This window comes from Caulobacter sp. CCUG 60055 (genome assembly GCF_022750545.1).
Classification (GTDB): domain Bacteria; phylum Pseudomonadota; class Alphaproteobacteria; order Caulobacterales; family Caulobacteraceae; genus PUIC01.
The window spans coordinates 16614-40140 of sequence record NZ_PUIC01000002.1 but is presented as its reverse complement, the minus strand read 5'-3'; the positions used below and the strand labels follow the sequence as shown (position 1 = coordinate 40140).

Annotated in this window: 19 protein-coding genes; 14 read left to right on the top strand and 5 right to left on the bottom strand. The window is 70.6% G+C overall.

Translation table 11 applies throughout. The features are described from left to right. Nucleotides 1–11 precede the first annotated feature (11 nt). Nucleotides 12–3182 carry a multidrug efflux RND transporter permease subunit gene (locus tag C5708_RS04060; protein ID WP_242918137.1) on the bottom strand — a complete coding sequence of 1057 codons (3171 nt, stop codon included), beginning with the start codon at nt 3180–3182 and terminating at the stop codon, nt 12–14. 82 nt (nt 3183–3264) lie between these two features. After that, nucleotides 3265–4467 (bottom strand): efflux RND transporter periplasmic adaptor subunit, encoded by a 1203-nt coding sequence (locus tag C5708_RS04055; protein ID WP_242918135.1) that lies wholly within the window; start codon nt 4465–4467, stop codon nt 3265–3267. 202 nt (nt 4468–4669) lie between these two features. Between C5708_RS04055 and C5708_RS04050 the strand changes: the two genes are divergently transcribed. Then, complete coding sequence (locus C5708_RS04050) at nt 4670–5278, top strand: TetR/AcrR family transcriptional regulator (protein ID WP_242918133.1); 609 nt, start codon at nt 4670–4672, stop codon at nt 5276–5278. A 51-nt stretch (nt 5279–5329) separates the two neighbouring features. On the opposite strand, the gene C5708_RS04045 is transcribed toward C5708_RS04050, so the two are convergent. Further along, nucleotides 5330–6658 carry an MFS transporter gene (locus C5708_RS04045; protein ID WP_242918131.1) on the bottom strand — a complete coding sequence of 443 codons (1329 nt, stop codon included), beginning with the start codon at nt 6656–6658 and terminating at the stop codon, nt 5330–5332. A gap of 295 nt (nt 6659–6953) precedes the next feature. Between C5708_RS04045 and cyoA the strand changes: the two genes are divergently transcribed. The 12 genes from cyoA (at nt 6954) to C5708_RS03985 (ending at nt 20816) form a co-directional block, all read left to right on the top strand. Further along, complete coding sequence (cyoA, locus tag C5708_RS04040) at nt 6954–8024, top strand: ubiquinol oxidase subunit II (protein WP_242918129.1); 1071 nt, start codon at nt 6954–6956, stop codon at nt 8022–8024. Between the two features lie 53 nt (nt 8025–8077). Beyond that, nucleotides 8078–10081 carry a cytochrome o ubiquinol oxidase subunit I gene (gene cyoB, locus C5708_RS04035; protein ID WP_242918127.1) on the top strand — a complete coding sequence of 668 codons (2004 nt, stop codon included), beginning with the start codon at nt 8078–8080 and terminating at the stop codon, nt 10079–10081. A 4-nt stretch (nt 10082–10085) separates the two neighbouring features. Continuing rightward, entirely contained in the window at nt 10086–10715 is a 630-nt protein-coding gene (gene cyoC, locus C5708_RS04030) for a cytochrome o ubiquinol oxidase subunit III (protein WP_242918125.1), read from the top strand. Next, nucleotides 10712–11125 (top strand): cytochrome o ubiquinol oxidase subunit IV, encoded by a 414-nt coding sequence (gene cyoD, locus C5708_RS04025; RefSeq protein WP_242918123.1) that lies wholly within the window; start codon nt 10712–10714, stop codon nt 11123–11125. Before cyoC ends, cyoD begins: the two co-directional genes overlap by 4 nt. A gap of 44 nt (nt 11126–11169) precedes the next feature. Then, entirely contained in the window at nt 11170–11964 is a 795-nt protein-coding gene (locus C5708_RS04020; protein ID WP_242918512.1) for an SURF1 family protein, read from the top strand. Next, nucleotides 11948–13291 carry an ATP-binding protein gene (locus C5708_RS04015; RefSeq protein WP_242918121.1) on the top strand — a complete coding sequence of 448 codons (1344 nt, stop codon included), beginning with the start codon at nt 11948–11950 and terminating at the stop codon, nt 13289–13291. Before C5708_RS04020 ends, C5708_RS04015 begins: the two co-directional genes overlap by 17 nt. Then, nucleotides 13281–13814: a response regulator transcription factor gene (locus tag C5708_RS04010; RefSeq protein WP_242918120.1), complete on the top strand. Its 534-nt coding sequence runs from the start codon at nt 13281–13283 to the stop codon at nt 13812–13814. The genes C5708_RS04015 and C5708_RS04010 overlap by 11 nt, the downstream gene beginning before the upstream one ends. Nucleotides 13815–13958: 144 nt before the next feature. After that, a complete protein-coding gene (locus tag C5708_RS04005; protein WP_242918118.1) occupies nt 13959–14498 on the top strand; it encodes an RNA polymerase sigma factor in 540 nt (179 codons plus the stop codon). Continuing rightward, complete coding sequence (locus tag C5708_RS04000; RefSeq protein WP_242918115.1) at nt 14495–15502, top strand: FecR domain-containing protein; 1008 nt, start codon at nt 14495–14497, stop codon at nt 15500–15502. Before C5708_RS04005 ends, C5708_RS04000 begins: the two co-directional genes overlap by 4 nt. A 96-nt stretch (nt 15503–15598) precedes the next feature. Next, nucleotides 15599–18067 (top strand): TonB-dependent receptor, encoded by a 2469-nt coding sequence (locus C5708_RS03995; protein WP_242918112.1) that lies wholly within the window; start codon nt 15599–15601, stop codon nt 18065–18067. 66 nt (nt 18068–18133) lie between these two features. After that, nucleotides 18134–18652, top strand: coding sequence for an FKBP-type peptidyl-prolyl cis-trans isomerase (locus C5708_RS03990; RefSeq protein WP_242918110.1), 519 nt, complete (start codon nt 18134–18136; stop codon nt 18650–18652). Between the two features lie 43 nt (nt 18653–18695). Continuing rightward, a complete protein-coding gene (locus C5708_RS03985; protein ID WP_242918107.1) occupies nt 18696–20816 on the top strand; it encodes a prolyl oligopeptidase family serine peptidase in 2121 nt (706 codons plus the stop codon). 16 nt (nt 20817–20832) lie between these two features. Here C5708_RS03985 and C5708_RS03980 read toward each other — a convergent pair whose 3' ends face one another. Beyond that, nucleotides 20833–21777 carry an MBL fold metallo-hydrolase gene (locus C5708_RS03980; protein ID WP_242918105.1) on the bottom strand — a complete coding sequence of 315 codons (945 nt, stop codon included), beginning with the start codon at nt 21775–21777 and terminating at the stop codon, nt 20833–20835. Between the two features lie 79 nt (nt 21778–21856). Then, on the bottom strand, nt 21857–22288 hold the full coding sequence (locus C5708_RS03975; protein ID WP_242918102.1) for an Lrp/AsnC family transcriptional regulator: 432 nt from the start codon (nt 22286–22288) through the stop codon (nt 21857–21859). 119 nt (nt 22289–22407) lie between these two features. On the opposite strand from C5708_RS03975, the gene C5708_RS03970 reads away from it, so the two are divergent. Then, nucleotides 22408–23520 carry a saccharopine dehydrogenase family protein gene (locus C5708_RS03970; RefSeq protein WP_242918101.1) on the top strand — a complete coding sequence of 371 codons (1113 nt, stop codon included), beginning with the start codon at nt 22408–22410 and terminating at the stop codon, nt 23518–23520. Nucleotides 23521–23527: the final 7 nt, after the last annotated feature.

Below are 23527 nucleotides of genomic sequence, written 5' to 3'. Positions count from 1 at the left end.
GGTCCTTGCGCTCACGGGTTGGGGGCGTCGGCCGCCGGCAGGGCGGCGGCGGCCTTGCGGCCGGTGAAGCGGCGGATGACGAAGTAGAAGACCGGGGTCAGGGCCAGGCCGAACAGGGTGACGCCGAGCATGCCGGCGAACACCGCCACGCCCATGGCCCGCCGCATCTCGGCGCCGGCGCCGTGCGAGGTCACCAGGGGGGCGACCCCCATGATGAAGGCCACCGAGGTCATCAGGATCGGCCGCAGGCGCAGGCGGCAGGCGTCGAGCACCGCCTCCAGCACCGAGGCCCCGTGCTGCTCGCGCTCCCTGGCGAACTCGACGATCAGGATGGCGTTCTTGCACGCCAGCCCCACCAGCACGATCAGCCCGATCTGGGTGAAGATGTTGTTGTCGCCGCGGCTGATCTGCACGCCGACCAGGGCCGACAGCAGACACATCGGCACGATCAGGATCACCACCAGCGGCAGGCTCCAGCTCTCGTACTGGGCGACCAGCACCAGGAAGACCAGCAGCACGCAGAGCGGGAAGATGTAGGCCGCCGTGTCCCCGGCCAGGATCTGCTGGTAGGTCAGCTCGGTCCACTCGAAGCCCATGCCGTTGGGCAGCTCCTGCTTGGCCAGGGTCTCCAGCGCCTTCTGGGCCTGGCCGCTGGAATAGCCGGGAGCCGGCCCGCCGTTGATCTCGGCGGTCAGGTCGCCGTTGTAGTGCGACTCCCGGTCCGGGCCGACCGCGTCGCGGAAGGTGACGAACGAGCCCAGGGGGATCATCTGGCCGGCGCCGTTGCGGGTCTGCAGGCGAAGCATCTGCTCGGGCTGCAGGCGGAAGCGCTGGTCGGCCTGGACGTTGACCTGGTAGGTGCGCCCGAAGCGGTTGAAGTCGTTCACGTAGAGCGAGCCGAGATAGACCTGCATGGTCTCGAACAGGTTGGTCAGCGACACCCCCTGCGCCCGCGCCTTCTCGCGGTCGATGTCGGCGGCGATCTTGGGCACGCCCACCTGATAGCTGGAGAACAGGTTGGCCAGGGCCGGGTCCTTGGACGCCTTGGCGATCAGGTTCTGGGTGGCGGCGTAGAGGGCGTCGGGGCCCAGGCCGGCCCGGTCCTCGATCTGCATGCGGAAGCCGCCGATGGTGCCCAGCCCCTGCACCGAGGGCGGCGGGAAGACGGCGACCTGGGCGTCGGGGATGGCCCCGAACTTCTGGTTCAGGGTCTGGGCCAGGCCGGTGACGGACAGCGCCTCGCTGCGACGCTCCTTGAAGTCGGTCAGGGGGAAGAACACCGCCGCCGAGTTCGGACTGTTCATCAGGCCGTTGACCGACAGGCCCGGGAAGGCGACGGCGTGGGCGACGCCGGGGGTCTTGAGGCCAAGGTCGGTGACTTGGCGCACCACCGCCTCGGTGCGGTCCAGCGAGGCGGCGTCGGGCAGCTGGATCACCGCCACGACGTACTGCTTGTCCTGCTGGGGCACGAAGCCGGTCGGGGTCTTGGCGAACCCGAGGACGGTGAGGGCCAGCAGGCCGGCATAGAGCGCCAGGGCCGCGCCGGAACGGCCGAGCAACTTGCCGACGCCGCGGACATAGCCGGCCGAACCGGCGGCGAACACCCGGTTGAACGGCGTGAACAGCCAGCCGAGCGCCGCGTCGATCAGCTTCTGGAAGCGGTCCTTGGGCGCGTCGTGCGACCTGAGCAGCACAGCGGCCAGGGCCGGCGACAGGGTCAGGGAGTTGAAGGCCGAGATCACCGTCGAGATGGCGATGGTCAGGGCGAACTGGCGGTAGAACTGGCCGGTCAGGCCGGTGATGAACGCGGTCGGGACGAACACCGCGCACAGCACCAGGGCCGTGGAGATGATCGGGCCGGTGACCTCGCCCATCGCCCGGCGGGCGGCGTCGGCGGGCGCGAGCCCGAGCGAGATGTTGCGCTCGACGTTCTCGACCACGACGATGGCGTCGTCGACGACGATGCCGATGGCCAGCACCAGCCCGAACAAGGTCAGGGCGTTGAGGCCGAAGCCCATCATCAGCATCACCGCCAGGGCGCCGATCAGCGACACCGGCACGGCGATCAGCGGGATCACCGAGGCGCGCCAGCCCTGCAGGAAGACGATGACCACCAGCACCACCAGGACGATGGCCTCGACCAGGGTGTGGATCACCGACTTGATGGATTCCTTGGTGAAGGCGGTGGTGTCGTAGACGATCCGGTACTCGACGCCCTGCGGGAACTCCTTCTTCAGCTCCTCCATGGTCGACTTGACCTGCTTGGCCATGTCGAGGGCGTTGGAGCCCGGGCGCTGGAAGATCGGCATGGCCACGGCCGGCTGGTTGTCGAGCAGCGAGCGCAGGGCGTAGGTGTTCGAGCCCAGCTCGATGCGGGCGACGTCGCGCAGGCGGGTGATCTCGCCGTTCTGGCCCGAGCGGATGACGACCTCGCCGAACTGCTGCTCGCTGACCAGGCGGCCGGGCGCGTCGACGGAAAGCTGGAACGCCGCCTGGCCGGGCGCCGGCGGCGCGCCGAGCTGGCCGGCGGCGACCTGGACGTTCTGCTCGCGCAGGGCGGCGACCACGTCGCCGGCGGTCATGCCGTGCGAGGCGACCTTCTCGGGATCGAGCCAGACGCGCATGGAATAGGCGCCGGCCCCGAAGATCTGCACGTCGCCGACGCCGTTGATGCGCTTCAGCCGATCGAGCACGTGCAGCTGCGCGTAGTTCGACAGGTAGAGCATGTCGTAGCGGTCGTCCGGCGAGACCAGGTGGACGACCAGGGACAGGTTCGGCGACGACTTGTCGGTGGTCACGCCGATGCGCTGCACCTCCTGCGGCAGCTTGGGCAGGGCCTGGGCGACGCGGTTCTGGACCTGCACCTGGGCCTTGTCGAGGTCGGTGCCTAGGGCGAAGGTGATGGTCAGCATCATCGTGCCGTCCGACGCCGCCTGCGAGGACTGGTAGATCATCCCCTCGACGCCGTTGATCGCCTGCTCCAGGGGCGAGGCCACCGTCTGGCCGATGGTGGCCGGGTTGGCGCCCGGATAGGAGGCGCGCACCACCACGGTCGGGGGCACCACCTCGGGGTACTCGCTGATCGGCAGCAGCGGCAGCGCCACCATCCCGGCGATGAAGATGACGATCGACAGCACCGCGGCGAACCGTGGGCGGCCGATGAAGAAGTTCGAGAAGTTCATGGCGCAGGGTCCAGGGATCGGCCGCCGGAGGGCGGCCGGTTGAAAGGGCTGGGAGCGTCGGTTTCCGGCCGGAGCCGGGCGGTCAGTTCAGGCGGGTCGCGGACGGCGGCGACGCCTGGGCGACCTGGGCCGGCCCGGCCTCGACCTGTCCGAGGTCCTTGAGCGCGTCGGCGCTGACCGCCTGGGCCTTGAGCAGCGTCGGCTTGACCGCGTCGCCCGGCTTGACCTTCTGCAGGCCGCCGACCACCACGCGGTCGCCGGCGTTGAGGCCGGCGCGCACGATGCGCAGGTCGCCGGCCAGGGCGCCCAGGGTCACGGGCCGGTACTCGACCCGCTCGCCGCGCCCGACCACCAGCACGTAGCGCTTGCCCAGGTCGGCGGCGATGGCGCGGTCGGGAACCAGGGCGACCGTCTCGGCCTGCTGGCTGACCAGCCGGATGCGGGCGAACAGGCCCGGCGTGAAGCGGCCGTCGGCGTTGTCGAACACCGCCCGCCCCATGATCGTGCCGCTCTTGGCGTCGACGGCGTTGTCGATGAAGTGCAGCCGGCCCTGGTGCGGATAGCCGGTCTCGGTCATCAGGCCCATATAGACGGGGCTGTCCTTGCCCCGCTCGGCGCCGGCGTACTTCAGGAAGGTCTGCTCGTCGGCGTTGAAGGCGGCGTAGATCGGCGTGTCCGAGACCACCGTCGTCAGCAGGCTGGCGTTGGTGACGAGGTTGCCCTGGGTGATCAGGGCGCGCGACACCCGTCCGTCGATGGGCGAGACCACCCGGGTGAACTCGAGGTTCAGCCGGGCGACCTGCAACGCCGCCGTCGCCGCCGCCACGTCGGCCCGCGCCGAACGCTCCTCGGACTGCAGGCGGTCGTACTCGCTCTTGGCTACCGCGTTCTGGTCGAGCAGCCGCTGGCCGCGCTCGCGGTCGGACACGGCCAGGTCGAGCTTGGCGCGGGCGCGGGCGACCTCGGCGGTCAGGCGGTCGACCTCGGCCTGGAACGGCCGGGCGTCGATCTGGAACAGCACCTGCCCCTTGCGCACCCGCGCGCCCTCCTGGAGCCGCACGGCGTCGACATAGCCGCCGACGCGCGGCCGCACCTCGACGCTGTCGACCGCCTCGAGCCGGCCGGTGAACTCGTCCCACTGCCGCAGCGAGCGGGTCTGCACCTCGGCGACCGACACCTGCTGGACCGGGGGCTTGGCTTCCTCCTGGGCGGCGGCGTGGCAGCCGGCCACCCCGACGACGGCAGCGAGGACGGTGAAGGTCGTGATGATCTGCCGGAAACGCATGGGAATTCCGATCCTCGTGACAGCGCGGTCTTGGGGAGCGTCCCGGCGCCGCACTTGACGAGGCGGCGACCTGAAACGATTGTTAGGGAAGTGACGATACCGTTCGGTCTCTTTGCGAAGCAGAGAGATACTGACCGGTCACTCGCGCGTCAACCAGCGTGGCCGAAATATGGCCATCAGAAATTCTGAGGAGGAGACGGCCGTGGACGATTCGGAGGTCGATGGGACCGGCGCGCAGACCCTGCGCCGCCCTGCCCGCGAGCGCATCTTCGAGACCGCCCGCCGAACCTTCTACGAACGCGGCATCCGCGCGGTCGGCGTCGAGACCATCGCCAGCGAGGCCGAAGCCACCAAGATGACGCTGTATCGCAACTTCCCCTCCAAGGACGAGCTGATCGCCGAGGTCATGCGCGAGCAGGCGCGGGACTATTGGCGCTGGTGGGACGAGGTGCTGTCGTGCACCTGCGACCCGCGCCAGCAGCTGGAGGCGCTGTTCGACGCCTCCGAGGTCAAGGCCGCCGAGAGCGACGTCCACGGCTGCCCCCTGGCCAACGCCGCCATCGAACTGCACGAGACCGACCATCCCGCCCAGAAGGTGTCGATGGAGCACAAGCGCGAGCTGCACCGGCGGCTGACCGAACTCGCCCGGCGGGCCGGCGCGCCGAACGACGACCTCGCCGACGGGCTGATGCTGTTGATGGAGGGCTCGTGCAGCGCCCGCGTCACCCTGGGCGGCGACGGCCCTGTCCGGGCCTTGGCCAGGACCGGGCGCGGCTTGATCGCGCTCCATCTCGGCCCGGCGCGGGACTAGGGCTCCAGGGCGATCCGGAGCGGGCCGCCGCTCCGGACCTCGTCACGACGCCTATTCGCGCAGTTCGAGCCGCCGGTTGACCGTCAGAGCGACCAGGGTGCAGAGCGCGCCCGACAGCAGATAGCCGCCCACCGCGAACAACCCGAAGCGGCTCGACAGGCTCAGCGCGACCAGCGGCGCGAAGCCGGCGCCCAGCAGCCACGACAGGTCCGAGGTCAGGGCCGCGCCGGTGTAGCGGTAGCGTCGGGCGAAATTGGCGCTGACCGCGCCGGCGGCCTGGCCGAACGACAGGCCCAGCACGCCGAAGCCGATCAGCATGAAGGCCGTCTCGCCGGCCGGACCGCCCGCCAGCAGCGACGGGGCCACGAAGCTGAAGGCCGCGATCAGCAGGGCGGCCAGCGCCAGCTGGTTGCGGCGGTTGATGCGGTCGGCGATCAGGCCCGAGGCGACGATGCCGAGCAGGCCGACGCAGGCCCCCAGCATCTCCAGGCGCAGGAAGCTGACCGCCTTCTCGCCCTCGAACAGCGTCACCCAGGACAGCGGAAACACCGTGACCAGATGGAACATGGCGAAGCTGGCCAGGGGCGCGAAGGCGCCGATCAGGATGTAGCCGCCCTGGCCCCGGATCAGTTGCCGCACCGAGACGGGCTTCAGTTCGCGGCGTTCGAACAGGCGGCCGAACTCCTCGGTGGCCACCAGCCGCAGGCGAGCGAACAGCGCCACGACATTGACGGCGAAGGCGACGAAGAACGGATAGCGCCAGCCCCAGTCGAGGAAGTCGGCCGTCGACAGCGAGCCGACGAAGAAGGCGAACAGGCCGGCGGCCAGCAGGAAGCCCAGCGGCGCGCCGAGCTGGGGCATCATCGCATACCAGCCGCGCCGGTTCTCGGGCGCGTTGAGGGCCAGCAAGGAGGCCAGGCCGTCCCAGGCGCCGGCCAGGGCCAGCCCTTGGCCGATCCGGCAGACCGCCAGCAGCCACACCGCCAGGACTCCGGCCTGGGCGTAGCCGGGCAGGAAGCTGATCGCCGCCGTCGAACCGCCGAGCAGGAACAGCGCGATGGTCAGCTTGACCCCGCGCCCGTGGCGGCGGTCGATGACCGTGAAGATCACCGAGCCGATCGGCCGGGCCAGGAAGGCCAGGGCGAAGATGGCGAAGGCGTACAGCGTGCCGGTCAGCCGATCGACGTTCGGAAAGAACAGCTGCGGGAACACCAGCACCGAGGCGATGGCGTAGACGAAGAAGTCGAAGAACTCCGACATCCTGCCGATGATCACGCCGATGGCGATTTCGCCGGGAGCGACCTTGGCGTGTTCCGCGTTGATCCTGCGTGCGTCCCGTTCGAGGCGGGACGATGACGGGACGGCGAACTCCTGACTCATGGGACTGCTGAACGCTCCTCGGTTTCCTGCCTGCGCGGCCGATAGGGCCGCCGCCGCCTTGTCGGCGGTCTCTACGGGGCAGCATGGCCCGCCCGACGAGGCGGCGCAAATTCACAAATGCGCGCACGCCAGAGATAGCGCGCCGCAGCACGGGATGTTCCCTGGCCGGGCGTCGGCCGGCCTTCTCGCCATGTTGCGGTGCGGTAGGACAAAGCGTCCAATGTCGAAGGCGGCGCGATTGGACTACGGCCGGGCTCATGCGCCTTTTTTCAGTCCAGGTCCTCTCGTGAACCTCTTGCGTCGACTCGCCCTCCTGTCCCTGCCGGTCCTGCTGGCCGGCTGCGACATGGTGGTGATGAATCCCTCGGGCGACGTGGCCGTGCAGCAGCGCGACCTGATCCTCGTCGCCACCGTCCTGATGCTGCTGATCATCGTGCCGGTGATCGCCCTGACCCTGTTCTTCGCCTGGAAATACCGGCGCTCGAACACCAAGGCCGCCTACGATCCGGAATGGCACCACTCCACCCGGCTGGAGGTGGTGATCTGGGCCGCGCCCCTGGTGATCATCGTCATCCTCGGCGCGATCACCTGGATGAGCACCCACCTGCTCGACCCCTACCGCCCCCTGGACCGCATCGCCCCCGCCCGGCCGGTGGCCGCCGACGCCAAGCCGCTGCGCGTCGAGGTGGTCGCCCTGGATTGGAAGTGGCTGTTCATCTATCCCGACCTGGGCGTGGCCACCGTCAACGAGCTGGCCGCCCCCGTCGACACGCCCATCGAATTCAAGATCACCGCCTCGTCGGTGATGAACTCGTTCTTCGTGCCGGCCCTGGCCGGCCAGATCTACGCCATGCCTGGCATGCAGACCAAGCTGCACGCGGTGATCAACAAGCCCGGCGAATACGACGGCTTCTCGGCCAACTACAGCGGCGCCGGCTTCTCGGGCATGCGCTTCAAGTTCCACGGCCTCGACAAGGCCGGCTTCGACGCCTGGGCGGCCGGGGTCAAGACAGCCGGCGGCCGGCTGGACCGCGAGACCTATCTCCAGCTCGAACGGCCCAGCGAGAACGAGCCGGTTCGCCGCTTCGCCGCCGTCGAGGCCGACCTCTATCCGGCCATCCTCAACATGTGCGTCGACCGCAGCAAGATGTGCATGAACGACATGATGCGCATCGACGCCGACGGCGGCCTGGGCATGGCCGGGATCCACAACGTGCTGGCGCTGGAATACGACAAGCGGGCCCGCCGCGGGTCCGAGGCCGAGCCGGCGCGCCGGTTCGTCGCCGCCGTCTGCACCCCGACCGACGGCGCCATCCCGCCCCGCAAGACCGCCGCCCGCTCCGACCGCCCGTCCCCGGCGCTGTAACCGACACGGCGCGGTCTCCGGCCGCGCCGAGATGAGAAGAACAGAGTAAGACGATGTCCACCTCACCGGACCTGGCCAAGCTGATATTCGGCCGCCTCACCTGGGACGCCGTCCCCCTGCACGAGCCGATCCTGCTCGCCACCTTCGCGGTGGTCGCGCTCGGCGGCGTCGCGGTGCTGGGCGCGCTGACCTACTATCGCCTGTGGGGCTATCTGTGGCGCGAGTGGCTGACCAGCGTCGACCACAAGAAGATCGGGGTGATGTACATCATCCTCGGCCTGGTCATGCTGCTGCGCGGCTTCGCCGACGCCCTAATGATGCGCGCCCAGCAGGCCATGGCCTTCGGCGCCGACCACGGCTACCTGCCGCCGCACCACTACGACCAGATCTTCACCGCCCACGGCGTGATCATGATCTTCTTCGTGGCCATGCCGCTGGTCACCGGCCTGATGAACCTGGTGGTGCCGCTGCAGATCGGCGCCCGCGACGTGGCCTTCCCGTTCCTGAACAACTTCAGCTTCTGGATGACGGTCGGCGGCGCGGTGACGGTGATGATGTCGCTGTTCGTCGGCGAGTTCGCCCGCACCGGCTGGCTGGCCTATCCGCCCCTGTCGAACATCGCCTACAGTCCAGGGGTCGGGGTCGACTACTACATATGGGCCTTGCAGATAGCCGGGGTCGGCACGCTGCTATCGGGCATCAACCTGATCGCCACCATCGTCAAGATGCGCGCGCCGGGCATGAGCCTGATGAAGATGCCGGTGTTCACCTGGACGTCGCTGTGCACCAACGTCCTGATCGTCGCCGCCTTCCCGATCCTGACCGCCGTCCTGGCCCTGCTGTCGCTGGACCGCTACGCCGGCACCAACTTCTTCACGAACGACTTCGGCGGCAGCCCGATGATGTACGTGAACCTGATCTGGATCTGGGGCCACCCCGAGGTCTACATCCTGGTGCTGCCGGCCTTCGGCATCTTCTCCGAGGTGGTCGCCACCTTCTGCGGCAAGCGCCTGTTCGGCTACGCCTCGATGGTCTACGCGACCGTGGTCATCACCATCCTGTCGTACCTGGTCTGGCTGCACCACTTCTTCACCATGGGGTCGGGCGCCAGCGTCAATTCGTTCTTCGGCATCACCACGATGATCATCTCGATCCCGACAGGGGCGAAGATCTTCAACTGGCTGTTCACAATGTACCGGGGGCGCATCCGCTTCGAGGTGCCGATGCTGTGGACCATCGGCTTCATGGTCACCTTCGTCATCGGCGGCATGACCGGCGTGCTGCTGGCCGTGCCCCCGGCCGACTTCGTGCTGCACAACAGCCTGTTCCTGGTGGCGCACTTCCACAACGTCATCATCGGCGGCGTGCTGTTCGGCCTGTTCGCCGGCATCACCTACTGGTTCCCCAAGGCCTTCGGCTACAAGCTCGACCCGTTCTGGGGGAAGATGTCGTTCTGGTTCTGGCTGGTCGGCTTCTACTTCGCCTTCATGCCGCTCTACGTGCTCGGCCTGATGGGCGTGACCCGCCGCGTCAGCCACTTCGAGGACCCGTCGCTGCAGATCTGGTTCGTCATCGCCGCCTTCGGCGCCGTGCTGATCCTGTTCGGCATCGTCTCGTTCCTGATCCAGCTCGTCGTCAGCTTCATGAAGCGCGAGCAGCTGCGCGACCTGACCGGCGACCCGTGGGACGGCCGCACCCTGGAATGGGCGACCTCGTCGCCGCCGCCGGCCTACAACTTCGCCTTCACGCCCCTGGTCCACGCTCACGACGCCTGGTGGGACATGAAGCAGCGCGGCTATGAGCGGCCGACCAAGGGCTTCGTGCCGATCCACATGCCCAAGAACACCGGCGCCGGGATCATCCTGTCGGGGATCGCCACGGCGGTCGCCTTCGGGCTGATCTGGCAGATGTGGTGGCTGGCGGCGGGCGGCTTCGTCGCCCTGGTCGCCACGGCCATCGCCCACACGTTCAACTACAAGCGCGACTACTACGTCCCGGTCGAGGACGTGACCCGCGCCGAGGACGAACGCACCAAGACCCTAGCGAGCCTCGCCTAAGACCATGGCCACCACATTGGACATCCCCGTCAAGGACGCGGCGGCCGCCCCCCGGTTCCACGTCGTCGAGCACCACCCGGAGAACGGCTCGCTGCTGGGCTTCTGGCTGTACCTGATGAGCGACTGCCTCATCTTCGCGGTGCTGTTCGCCGTCTACGGCGTCCTCGGCCGCAGCTACGCGGCCGGGCCGTCGGGCGCGGACCTGTTCGACCTGCCGATGGTGGCGTTGAACACTTCGATGCTGCTGTTCTCGTCGATCACCTACGGCTTCGCCATGCTGGCCATGGAGCAGAACCGGGTGAAGACCACCCTGGCCTGGCTGGCGGTCACAGGCCTGTTCGGCGCCGCTTTCCTGGGGCTGGAGCTGACCGAGTTCGCCCACTTCATCCACGAGGGCGCCACGCCCCAGCGCAGCGCCTTCCTGTCGTCCTTCTTCGCCCTGGTCGGCACGCACGGGCTGCACGTGACCTTCGGGATCGTCTGGCTGGTCACGCTGATGGTCCAGGTGGGCCAGCGCGGCCTTATCCCCGAGAACAGGCGCCGGCTGATGTGCCTGAGCATGTTCTGGCACTTCCTCGACGTCGTCTGGATCGGCGTCTTCTCGTTCGTCTATCTGATGGGGGCCCTGCGATGAGCCAGGCGAGCCACGCGCACGACCACGGCGCGCACGACCACAGCGCCCCCGGCGCCCACGAAGGGCACGGCCACGAGGCCGGCCACGGCACGCTGAAGGGCTACACCATCGGCTTCGTGCTGTCGGTGATCCTGACCGCCATCCCGTTCTGGCTGGTGATGGGCCACGTCATCCCCGACCCGCGCCTCACCGCCCTGGCGGTGATGGCCCTGGCGGCGGTGCAGATCGTCGTCCACATGGTGTTCTTCCTGCACATGAACTCGCGCTCGGAAGGCGGCTGGACCATGCTGGCGCTGATCTTCACGCTGGTGCTGGTCGTGATCACGCTGAGCGGTTCGCTATGGGTGATGTACCATCTGAACCACAACATGATGCCGATGAGCGTCCACGACATGCGCAACATGCCGTGACGGCGGACGCCCCGGCCGCGCGCCGGCCGCGCTCGGCGGCGACGCTGGCCGTCCTCGGGCTGCTGGCGCTGGCCGTCTTCGCCGGCTTCGTCGCCCTCGGGACCTGGCAGCTGCAGCGGCGGGTCTGGAAGCTCGACCTGATCGCCCGGGTCGAGCGGCGGCTCCATGCGGCCCCCGTCGAACCGCCGCCCCCGGCGGCGTGGCCGCAGGTCTCGCGCGACGCCGACGAGTACCGTCGGGTCCGCCTGCGCGGCGTCTTCGCCGACGACCGCGAAACCCTGGTCCAGGCCGTCACCGCCAAGGGGGCCGGCTTCTGGGTGATGACGCCGCTGAAGACCGACCGGGGCTTCACCGTCCTGGTCAACCGCGGTTTCGTCCCGCCCGAGCGGCGCGATCCCGCCGCCCGCGCCGCCGGCCGACCGGCCGGGCCGGCGACGGTCGAGGGCCTGTTGCGGATCAGCGAACCCAAGGGCGGCTTCCTGCGCCGCAACGCGCCCGCCGAGGGGCGCTGGTACTCGCGCGACGTGGCCGCCATCGCCGCCGCGCGCGGCCTGGGCGAGACCGCCCCCTATTTCGTCGACGCCGACGCCGCGCCCAATCCCGGCGGCTGGCCGCTCGGCGGCCTGACCGTGACCGCCTTCCCCAACAGCCATCTCGTCTATGCGCTCACCTGGTTCGCCCTGGCCGCGATGACGGCGGCCGGCGCCGGCGCAGTGTTCCTGGCCGAGGCCCGCCTGCGCAAAGCGGTCGCCGACCGCCGGCCGGCGTGCTCAGATGCCGCCGATGCGCCGCCGCCGGGCGGCCGCGCCGGAAAGGACGGTCATGCGCTCGGCCGCTGACAAGGTGCTCGCCTCCCTGCGCCTGGCCTCGGGGATCACCGTCTCGTCCTCGGCCCCCGGCGACGCCGCCGAGCGCAAGAACATGCTGCAGCTGATCCACCTGCGCTGGATCGCGGTGGTCGGCCAGGTGGCGACCATCGTCATCGTGCATTTCGGCTTCCGCATCCCGCTGCCGCTGGCGGCCATGTCGCTGGTCCTGGCCGGGCTGGTGGCCCTGAACGTCGCCAGCCTGATGCGGCTCAAGCGCCCGGCCGACGTGGTCAACGGCGAGCTGTTCCTGGTCCTGGCGCTCGACTCGCTGGCCCTGACCGCCCAGCTCTATCTCAGCGGCGGCGCGGCCAACCCGTTCACCTCGCTCTACCTGTTGCAGGTGATCCTGGGCGCGGTGCTGCTGGAGGTGTGGTCGACCTGGGCGATGGTGGCCATCACCGTCGCCTGTTTCTGCGGCCTGACGGTGTTCTATCGCCCCCTGGCCCTGGGCGGCCACCACGGCGGCGACCTGTTCGCCCTGCACATCCAGGGGATGCTGGCCGGCTTCGTGCTGAACGCGGCGCTGCTGGTGATCTTCATGACCCGCATCAGCGCCAACCTGCGGGCGCGGGACGCCCGCCTGGCCGACCTGCGCCAGCGCGCCGCCGAGGAGGACCACATCGTCCGCATGGGCCTGCTGGCCTCCGGGGCCGCGCACGAGCTGGGCACGCCCCTGGCCACCCTCGACGTCATACTGGGCGACTGGCGGCGGATGCCCAAGCTGGCCTCCGACCCCGAGCTGGCCCAGGAGATCGAGGACATGCAGGCCGAGGTGCGTCGCTGCAAGGCCATCGTCACCGGCGTGCTGCTGTCGGCCGGCGAGGCTCGGGGCGAGCGCCCGGTGGTGACCACCGTCAAGGGCTTCTTCGACGACATCATGCAGGACTGGCGATCGAGCCGCCCGGTGACCCACGCCGACTATGTCGTCGAGATCGGCGAGGCCCCGCCCATCGTCTCGGACTCGGCGCTCAAGCAGGTGATCCTCAACCTGCTCGACAACGCCCTGGAGGCCTCGCCGCACTGGGTCGGCGTCAAGGTCGAACGGCGCGAGGACGAGATCGTGCTGACCGTCCGCGACGGCGGCCCCGGCTTCACGCCGGAGATGCTGTCCAATTTCGGCAAGCCCTACAACTCCAGCAAGGGCCGCCTCGGCGGCGGGCTCGGCCTGTTCCTGGTGGTCAACGTCGCGCGCAAGCTGGGCGGACGGGTGACGGCCGAGAACCGCGCCGGCGGCGCCGAGGTCGTGCTGGCCCTGCCCCTCTCCGCCCTCAAGATCGAGCGCGCCGATGTCCGCTGACCGCCTGCTGATCATCGTCGAGGACGACGACAACTTCGCCAAGGCCCTGCGCCGCTCGTTCGAGCGCCGGGGCTACGAGGTGATCCAGGCGGCCAGCCTGGAGGAGACCGCCGGCCTGCTGGAGAGCCGCTCGCCGGGCTACGCCGTGGTCGACCTCAAGCTGGGCGGCGCCTCGGGCCTTTCCTGCGTGCAGGCGCTGCACGCCCACGACCCGGCCATGCTGATCGTCGTCTTGACCGGCTTCGCCAGCATCGCCACGGCGGTCGAGGCCATCAAGCTGGGCGCCTGCCACTACCTGGCCAAGCCGTCCAACACCGACGACATCGAGGCGGCGTTCGGCCGGGCGGCGGGCGACGCCACGGCGCCGATCACCGAGCGCCCCACCTCGATCAAGACCCTGGAATGGGAGCGCATCCACGAAACCCTGGTCGAGACCGGCTTCAACATTTCCGAGACGGCGCGGCGCCTCGGGATGCACCGGCGCACCCTGGCCCGCAAGCTGGAGAAGCGGCAGATCCGCTGAGGCGGCGCCGACGGGGCTTGCCAGCTAGTTTCAGATGATATGATCATCACGGCTCCATGACGCCCCGGGCCTGGCCCGCGGCGCGTCTCCCCTCCACTGAGCCGGGATTTCGAAGGGATGGCGGAGCGCGCCAGGTGGATCGCGATGCATCTGCTGCCGCACGAGGCCGAGGTCCGGCGCTGGGTCGGCGGGCGCCGTCGGCGGTTCGGCGGCGGCTATGACGCCGACGACATCGTCCAGGAAGCCTACGCCCGCATCGGCAACATGGATTTCGCCGCCATCCGCAACCCCCGCGCCTATTTCTTCGAGACCGCCCGCAACCTGATCTTCGAGCACGTCAAGCGCGAGCGGGTGGTGATGATCGACGGGCTGACCGACGGCGACCTGCGCAACGTCATGGACAGCGGCCCCGACCCCGAGACCGCGCTCAGCGCGCGCCAGGACCTGCGCCGCTTCCAGGACGTCGTCGACAGCCTGCCGCCGCAATGCCGCGAGGCCTTCGTCCTGCGCAAGCTGAACGGCCTGTCGCAGCGCCAGATCGCCGCCCATATGGGCCTTTCGGAAAGCACGGTCGAAAAGCACCTCGCCCGGGCGCTCAAGCTCGTGCTCGAACGCTACGAGACGGCCGACGGCCGGGCGGCGTCGCCCGACGCCGCCGCCAAGCTGCGGGCGGCCGGCCGATGAGCGGGCGCATCGCCAGCACCGCCGCCGAATGGGCCGCCCGGCTGGACGCCGGCCCCCTCGACGCCGACGCTTCCGCGCGGCTGGACGCCTGGGTGCGGGCCGACCCCCGCCACCAGGGCGCCCTCTACCGGGCCCAGGCGGCGTGGCTAGACCTCGACCGGCTGGCCTCCGAGCACGTCGCCGCCGAGCGCGCAGCGCTGGCGGCCGGGCGCGAGCCCGAAGCCGCCGCGCCGCCGGTCGCCGCTCCGACCCCGCCCCGCGCGCGGCGGGCAAGGCTCCCCGCCGGCCGCCTCGCCGCCGGCCTGACCGCCGCCGCCGTGCTGGCCGGCGGCGGCGCCTGGTTCCTCGCCGACCGCCCGCCGACCTATGAAAGCCAGGTCGGGGAGATGCGCCGCCTGGTGCTCGCCGACGGCTCGGTCCTCACCCTGAACACCGACTCGGCCGTGGTGGTGCGGATGGCCAAGGACCGCCGCCGCATCGCGCTGAAACGCGGCGAAGCCAGTTTCGAGGTCGCGCACGACGCCTCGCGCCCCTTCCTGGTCACGGCCGGCGACCTCACCGTCAGGGCGGTGGGCACCGCCTTCGACGTGCGCCTGCGCGGCGGCCGGGTCGACGTCGCCGTGACCGAGGGCGTCGTCGAGCTTTCCAACGCCGGCGGACGCGCCGGCCCGCCCAGGCGCCTGGCCCACGGCGCGGCCGCCGAGGCCCGCGACGGCGTGGTGGCGGTCAGCCCGATGCCGCGCCAGGTCGCCGAGCAGCGGCTCGCCTGGCGGGACGGCCTGCTGATCTTCCAGGGCGAGAGCCTGGCGGCGGCCGCCGCCGAGTTCCAGCGCTATGACGGCCGCAAGGTGGTGGTGGTCGGCGACGCCCTGGCCAAGCGGCCGGTGTTCGGGGTTTTCCGCACCAACAATCTCGACGGATTCGCCGAGGCCGCCGCCACCCTGGGCGCGCGGGTGGAGCACAGGGACGGCGCCGTCCATCTCGTCCAGACGACAGCGCCTTAAATTTTTTGCGACGCACATGGCGGATTCCGGCCGCCGGAATCTCCCCCAACACGAGGGCCTGCATCCACGGACAGCCCTGAGGGGGAATTAATGATCTTGAACAGCGTTCTTGGACGTCGAGGCGGGCTGCTGGCCGGCGTCGCCGTCGTCAGTCTCGCCTTGGCCTCGCCGGGCTGGGCCCAGCCGCAGGGCCCGGTGCGGGTGGACATCCCGCAGGCCGACGCCGCCTCGGCGCTTCAGAGCTACGCCCGCCAGACCGGCGTGCAGATCTTCGCCCCGGCCGAGGTGCTGCGCGGCGTCGTCACCCGGCGCGTCCAGGGCGAATACACCGCCGAGAAGGCGCTGGCCCTGATGCTCGAAGGCTCGGGCCTGGCCGCCTCGTCCAAGGACGGCGGCAAGACGGTCACCCTGGCCCCCGCCGCCGCGTCGGCGGCCTCGGCGGGAAACGAAGCCGTCGGCCAGCTCGATGAGGTCGTGGTCACCGCCAACAAGCGCGAGGAGAACGTGCGCAAGGTGGCCGGTTCGGTGACCGCCATGACCGGCAAGCAGCTCGACCAGCTGGGCGCCCAGAGCTTCGCCGACTACCTGACCCGCACGCCGGGCGTGCAGTTCAACGCCGCCATGCCCGGCCTGTCGACCGTGACCATCCGGGGGGTGTCGACCACCACCTCGATCGACGTCGGCCAGGCCGCGACCGGCGTCTACCTCAACGACATCCCGCTGACCGAGCCGTTCAACAGCGCCGGCATTCCCGACATCGACACCTTCGACGTCGAGCGGGTCGAAGTGCTGCGCGGGCCGCAGGGCACGCTGTTCGGCTCGGCCACCCTGGGCGGGGCCGTCAACTACATCGCCGCCAAGGCCCGCCCCGACGCCTTCGCCGCCCGGGTCGAGGCCTCGACCTTCGCCACCGCCTCGTCCGGCCGCCTGGGCTACACCGCCAAGGCCATGGTCAACCTGCCGGTGATCACCGACAAGCTGGCCGTCCGCGTGGTCGGGACCTATCGCGAGACGCCGGGCTATCTCGACAACGTCGGCGTCGGCCGCAAGGATTCCAACGCCATCGACGTCACCGGCGGGCGGCTGATGGTCGAATGGCGCCCGACCGACCGCATCTCGGTCTCGGGCCTCAGCCTCTATTCCAAGACCCACAACGACGACGCCTTCTGGGGCCAGCCGGCCCTGGGCGAGCTCAAGCGGTCCACCAAGTTGCTGGAGCCGTTCCGCTCGGACGCGCGGATCAATTCGCTGCGCGCCGACGTCGACCTCGACTTCGCGACCCTGACGGTGAGCGGCGCCCACACGCGCAAGACCACGCTCAACCTCACAGACTTCAGCGCCGTGTTCGGCCCGGTGTTCCGGGGCCTGGCCCCGCCGATCCCGCTGACCACCGCCCGCCACGCCGACGGCGACATGTTCGAGGCGCGGCTGACCTCCAAGGGCGGCGGCCCGATCGAATGGCTGGTCGGGGCGAGCCACAACCACATCGAGACCGACCTGCCCAGCGGCGCCGGCTTCACCGGGGCCGGGGCCCTGACCGAGCGGCTGTTCGCCGGGGCCTTCGGCGCCGGCGTCGGGGCGCTGGCCGCGCCGAACGACCGCTTCACCGACTACAAGCTGCACGTCGACGGCGTCGAGAAGGCCTTGTTCGGCGAGGCCACCTGGCGCTTCGCCCCGTCCTGGCGGCTGACCGCCGGCACGCGCTATTTCGACACCGAGCTGGAGAACGACACGGTTCAGAGCGGCCTGTTCACGCTGTTCTCCACCGGCCAGCTCGTCTCGCGCTCGCACGCCAAGTCGCACGAGGACGGCTTCACGCCGAAGGTCTCGCTGACCTACGAACCTGACGCCGAGCACATGTACTACGCCCTGGTGTCGCGCGGTTACCGGTTCGGCGGGCCGAACGCCATCCCGCAGTCGTCGCTCTATCCGTCGCCGGCCAGCTTCGGCTCGGACTCGCTGATCAACTACGAGATCGGCGCGCGCACCGCCTGGCTGGACCGCACCCTGCTGCTCGACGCCACGGTCTACTACATCGACTGGCAGGACATTCAGCTGCTGCGGGTGCGGGGCGACAACCTGGCCTACGCCGACAATGTCGGGGGCGCCCGCAACATCGGCGTCGACCTCGCCGCCACCTGGCGGCCGACCTCGCATTTCGACCTGATCTCGTCGGTCGGCTATCTCGACGCCAAGCTGAAGGACGCCGTCGACGACGGCTCCTCCGTCACGCCGGCGGGAACCATCCTGCCCGGCGCCTCGCGCTGGCGGGCGGCCTCGACCGCCATCTATCGCTGGGACGGTCCGTTCAAGCCGACGACGTCGGCGTCGTACCGCTACGTCTCCTCGGCGCCGAGCGACCTGGGCGGGGCCATCCGCCAGGGCGGCTACGGCGTGCTCGACCTGCGCGCCTCCGGCCAGTTCGGCGGGGCCCGCATCGAGGGCTTCGTCGAGAACGTCGGCGACCGCCGGGGCGTCACCGTCGCCGAGACCAGCCGCACCGGCGTGCGCCAGTACTACGTCCGGCCGCGCACCATCGGCCTGCGCGTCACCTACGACTTCTGACCGCGCGGCGGGGGCGGCGCGCCGCCCCCGCCCGCCCTTCCCGTCTCTTCCTGCAAGGAAAGCCCGATGACCTCCGCCAAACCCGCGCGCCTCGCCCTCGCCGCCTCGGCCTGCTTCGGCCTCATGGCCGGCGCGGCCTTCGCCGCCGAGCCCGCCGCGACGCCCGCGCCCGCCCGCGCCGTTCCCGCCGCCGAGTTCCTGGCACGCAACGCCAAGGCCAAGGGCGTGACGGTCATGCCCGCCCTGCAATATCAGGTGGTCCGCTCCGGCCCCGCCGACGGCGCCCATCCCAAGCTGTCCGACGACGTCACCGTCCACTATGAGGGCAAGCTGACCACGGGCGAGGTGTTCGATTCCTCGTTCAAGCGCGGCGAGCCCAACACCTTCCCCCTGCGGCCGCTGATCCCGGGCTGGACCATCGCCCTGCAGCAGATGCGCCCCGGCGACGAGTGGATCATCTACGTCCCGCCCGAGATGGCCTACGGCGCCGAGGACAAGGGACCAATCCCCGCCAACAGCGTGCTGATCTTCCGCATCCAGCTGATCAGCGCCCAGCCGCACGCCAAGGACGCCCCCGCCGGCTGACCGGCGCGTCCCTTCGCCCGACCACCGCATTCGAAGGCCTGTCATGACCCGTCGCACCATCCGGGGGCGCGCGCTCGTCGCGGCCGCCGCCGCCAGTCTCGCCGCCGCGCCCGCCCTCGCCGACGACTTCCAGTGGCTGGAGGCTCCCAAGGCCCCGGCCGCCCTGGCCTGGGCGCGGGACCATACCGCCAAGACCAAGGCCCGCCTGAGCGCCGAGCCCGGCTACGCCGCCCTGCTCGGCGAGCTGGAGGGCGTGCTCAAGGCCAACGCCCCGATCGCCGACATCGCCCTGATGGGGCCGCGCGCCGCGCGGCTGCAACGCGACGCCGAGCACCCGCGCGGCCTGCTGCAGGTCGCCGACCGCGGCGCCGACGGCGCGCCCGGCCCGTGGCGCACGGCGCTCGACGTCGCCGCCCTGGGCGCGGCGGAGGGCAAGGCCTACACCCTGAACTGGGCCTACGGCTCGTCGTGCCTGGCCCCGGCCTATCAGCGCTGCCTGCTGGCCCTGTCGGACGGCGGCTCGGACGAGGTGGCCCTGCGCGAGTTCGACCTCGCCGCCGGCCGCTTCGTCGAGGGCGGCTTCTCGGCGCCGGCCAGCCGGGTGCAGTCGGCCTGGATCGACAAGGACACGGTGCTGATCGCCCACACCCTGGGCGACAGTCCGAAGACCGCCGCCGGCTGGGGTGCAGTCGCCCGGCTGTGGCGCCGCGGCCAGGCGGCCGCCGACGCCCCGGCGGCGTTCACCGCCCCCAAGACCGACGCCACCTTGCAGTTCTCGACCGTCGGCGGCGCGCCCGGCCGGGTGCTGATGACGCGGGTGATCGACTATTCGACCTTCGAGGTCATGGCTATCGACGCCGAGGGGCGGATCGAGAAACTGGCCCTGCCGGCCCAGATCAAGCCGTTCGGCCCGCAGGGCGGCGGCGACGACCGGGTCGTGGTCCAGCTGGCCGCCCCGGCCAGGATCGCCGGCCGCGACGCGCCGGCCGACACCGTGCTGTCCTACGACCTGTCGCCGAAGACCCCGGCCGAGCGCCGGCTGGAGGTGATCTACGCCCCGGCCGACGGCGAGGTGATCTCGTCGTTCTCCGGCTTCGCCTCGACGCGGAGCCGCCTGTTCCTGCCGGTGCAGAAGGCCTTGAAGACCACCATCGTGGCCGCCAGCCACGGCCCGTCCGGCTGGACCGTCAAGCCGGTCGTCGCCGGCGAGGCGGGCGAGGACCTGGGCGTGGCCAGCGCCGACCCGACGGGCGAGGACGTCATCCTGCACCGGACCAGCTTCCTGACGCCGCCGACGCTGGAGCTGCTGCACGGCGCCGGAACCCGCGTCCTGGCCAAGGCCGAGCCGGCCTTCGACGCCTCGCGCTACATGGTCGAGGTCAAGTCGGCCGTCTCCAAGGACGGAACCCCGGTCGACTACTATGTGGTGCGGCCCAAGGCGCCGGCCCATCCGGGAGCGACGCCGACCCTGATCACCGGCTACGGCGCCTTCGGCATCACCCTGACGCCGGCCTATCTCGGCCGCTCGTTCGGCGGCCAGGCCCTGAAGCTGTGGTTCGACCGCGGCGGGGCGCTGGTCCTGCCGGCCATCCGCGGCGGCGGCGAGCGGGGCGTGGCCTGGCACATGGCGGCGATCCGCGACAAGCGGCAGGCGTCCTATGACGACTTCATCGCGGTCGCCGAGGACCTCGTGCGCTCCGGCCTGACCACGCCCGGCCATGTCGGCGTGTTCGGCACCTCCAACGGCGGGTTGCTGTCGGCGGTGGTCGCCACCCAGCGGCCGGACCTATTCGGCGCGGCGATCAGCGACGTGCCCCTGGCCGACATGCTGCGCTATCCCAAGATCGCCATGGGCGCGGCCTGGATGGACGAGTACGGCGACCCGGACAAGCCGGACATGCGCAAGGCGCTGGCGGCCTATTCGCCGTTCCACAACATCCGGCCAGGGGTCGCCTACCCGCCGTTCCTCATCACCATCTCGACGACGGACAACCGCGTCGGTCCCGGCCACGCGCGCAAGCTCGCCGCGCGGCTGGAGGAGGTCGGCGTCCAGCCGTTCTTCCTGGAGGACGAGGAAGGCGGCCATGGGGTCAGCGACCCGCTGAGCCGTCCCGACATCATGGCCATGCGCATGCAGTTCCTCATCGGCCGGCTGATGCGCTGAGCGTCGGCGAGCGCGGCTAGACCTCCATCAGGTCGCGGCCGACCACGGCCTCGCCGGCGAAATGCCGGCGAACGCCGCGCAGCCACATCTCGTCGGTGATCGACGGAAAGGCCGGCACGAGGTGGGAGAGCACCAGCTTCTTCACCCCGGCCGCCGCCGCGATGCGGCCGAGTTGCTCCGTCGTGGTGTGGCTCTTCAGCAGGTGGTCGCGCAGCGTCGGCCCGCCCGAGGCGGCCAGGCCGTCGATGGCCTCGACGTACATCGCCTCATGGATCAGCAGGTCGGCGCCGCGGGCCAGGGCGATCAGGTTCTCGCTGTAGGTGGTGTCGCCTGAGATCACCACCGACCGGCCGGGCGTGTCGAAGCGGTAGGCCAGCGCCGGCTTGACCGTGTAGTGGTCGACCACGGCGCAGGTGACGACGACGTCGCCGTCGCGGAACACCGGGCCGGGCCGGTCGATCTCGTCCACATGGATCAGCGGATCGAGCGGCGGCGCGCCCTCCTCCCGAATCCTGGCCTCGATGTCGTAGGCCATGGCCGAGACGGACCGCCGCACGATCTCGGCCACCGGCGGCGGGCCGTGCACGGCGACCGGCGTGGTCAGGCCCGAAGCCCAGGCCAGGACGAGCAGCGGGCCCAGGCCGATCACGTGGTCCGAGTGGTTGTGGGTGACGAGGACGCGGCCGAGCGAGCGCAGGTCGACGCCGGCCTTGGCCAGTTGGCCGGCCGTCCCCTCGCCGCAATCGACCAGGTAGGGCCGGCCGCCGGCGACCACCAGGGTCGCGGGGGCGGCGCGATAGGCCGACGGCGTCGGCCCGCCCTTGGTGCCCAGCAGCACGACGCGGGTTCCCGTCGCGCGGCTCGCGGCCGACGCGCCGGCCGCCAGGGCCCCGCCCGCCGTCGCCCCCGCGCCCAGGGCGCCGCCCAGCAATCCGACGACGGCGCGGCGATCCAGCGGCATGGACGGTCCTCCCTCGGATTCAGCGCAAGCTCCGTTCAACCGCATGGCGCGGCCGGCGGCAAGCGCCGGGCCCGACGGCCTAGCGGTCGAACTTGGTCGACAGGATGATCGAGGAGGTGGTCCGTTCCACCCCGTCCAGTTCGCCGATACGGTCGATCACCGCGTCCATCTCGGCCACCGAGGGGGCGGCGCAGCCGGCGATCATGTCGAAGTCGCCGCTGACCGAATGCAGCGCCCGCACCTGGGCGATGGCCCGCACCGCCGCCTCGACCGCGCGGCTCTCCTTGGGCGCGACCTTGATCATCACGTGCGCCCTGACCGCGCCCAGGTCGTGCTCGGCCGCCAGCCGCACCGAATAGCCGATGATCACCCCGACCCGCTCCAACCGCTCGATGCGGCTCTGCACCGTGGTGCGCGAGCGCGCGACGCGCCGGGCCAGCTCCGCCGTGGAGGCGCGGCCGTTGTCGCGCAGGGCGGCCAGCAGCCGATGGTCGATCTCGTCCAATGTCATTACGCCGGTATAGCCCGTCGAATCGCCGAAAAACAGCCGTCGATCCGACAGTCCGGCCACTATGATTCGTTTAGGCGGCCGTCTGAAATGGCCGAAACTCGAAGCCCTGGGGGGATGCCATGAAGGACGTCGCGGTCGTCGGCGGTGGGAAGATCGGCTCCATGATCGCCGACATGCTGAGCGACGCCTACCGCGTGACGGTCATCGACCGCTCGCAGGCGCAGCTCAACCGCCTGGAGACCGGCGCCCATGTCGAGCGGCGCGCGCTCGACATCGCCGAGCCGGGCGGCCTGGAGGCCGAACTGGCCGGCAAGTTCGCCGTGCTCAGCGCCGCGCCCTTCCAGCTGACCACCCGCATCGCCCAGGCGGCCAAGACCGCCGGCGCGCACTATCTCGACCTCACCGAGGACGTCGCCAGCACCCGCGTGGTCAAGCAGCTCGCCCAGGACGCCGGCACGACCTTCATCCCGCAATGCGGCCTGGCCCCCGGCTTCATCACCATCGTCGCCAACGACCTGGCCGCCCGCTTCGACGACCTGCTGGACGTGCGCATGCGCGTCGGGGCCCTGCCGAAATATCCGTCCAACGCGCTCAACTACAACCTGACCTGGAGCACAGACGGGGTCATCAACGAGTATTGCGAACCGTGCGAGGCCATCGTCGACGGCGAGCTGCGCGAGACCCCGCCGCTGGAGGAGCTGGAGGCCTTCGCCCTCGACGGCGTCGCCTACGAGGCGTTCAACACTTCCGGCGGCCTCGGCACCCTGTGCGAGACGCTGCGCGGCAGGGTGCGCAACCTCAACTACCGCACCATCCGCTATCCCGGCCACGCGGCGATCATGAAGGCGCTGCTGCACGACCTCGGCCTGCGCGAGCGCCGCGACGTCCTCAAGGACATCCTGGAGCACGCCCTGCCCGCCACCTTGCAGGACGTGGTCATCGTGTTCGTGACCGTCAGCGGCCGCAAGGACGGTCGGCTGGTCCAGGAGACCTACGCCAACAAGATCTACGCCGCGCCGATCGGCGGGCGCATGCGCAGCGCCATCCAGATCACCACGGCGGCCGGCATCTGCGCGGTGCTGGACATGCTGGCCGCCGGCGACCTGCCGCAATGCGGTTTCGTGCGCCAGGAGGACATCGCCCTCGACCGCTTCCTGGCCAACCGCTACGGCCGCCGTTACGCGGCCGAGGCCGCCGCCCCCGCGCCGGCGCTCCGCCCCGCCGCGGCCTGACCGCGCG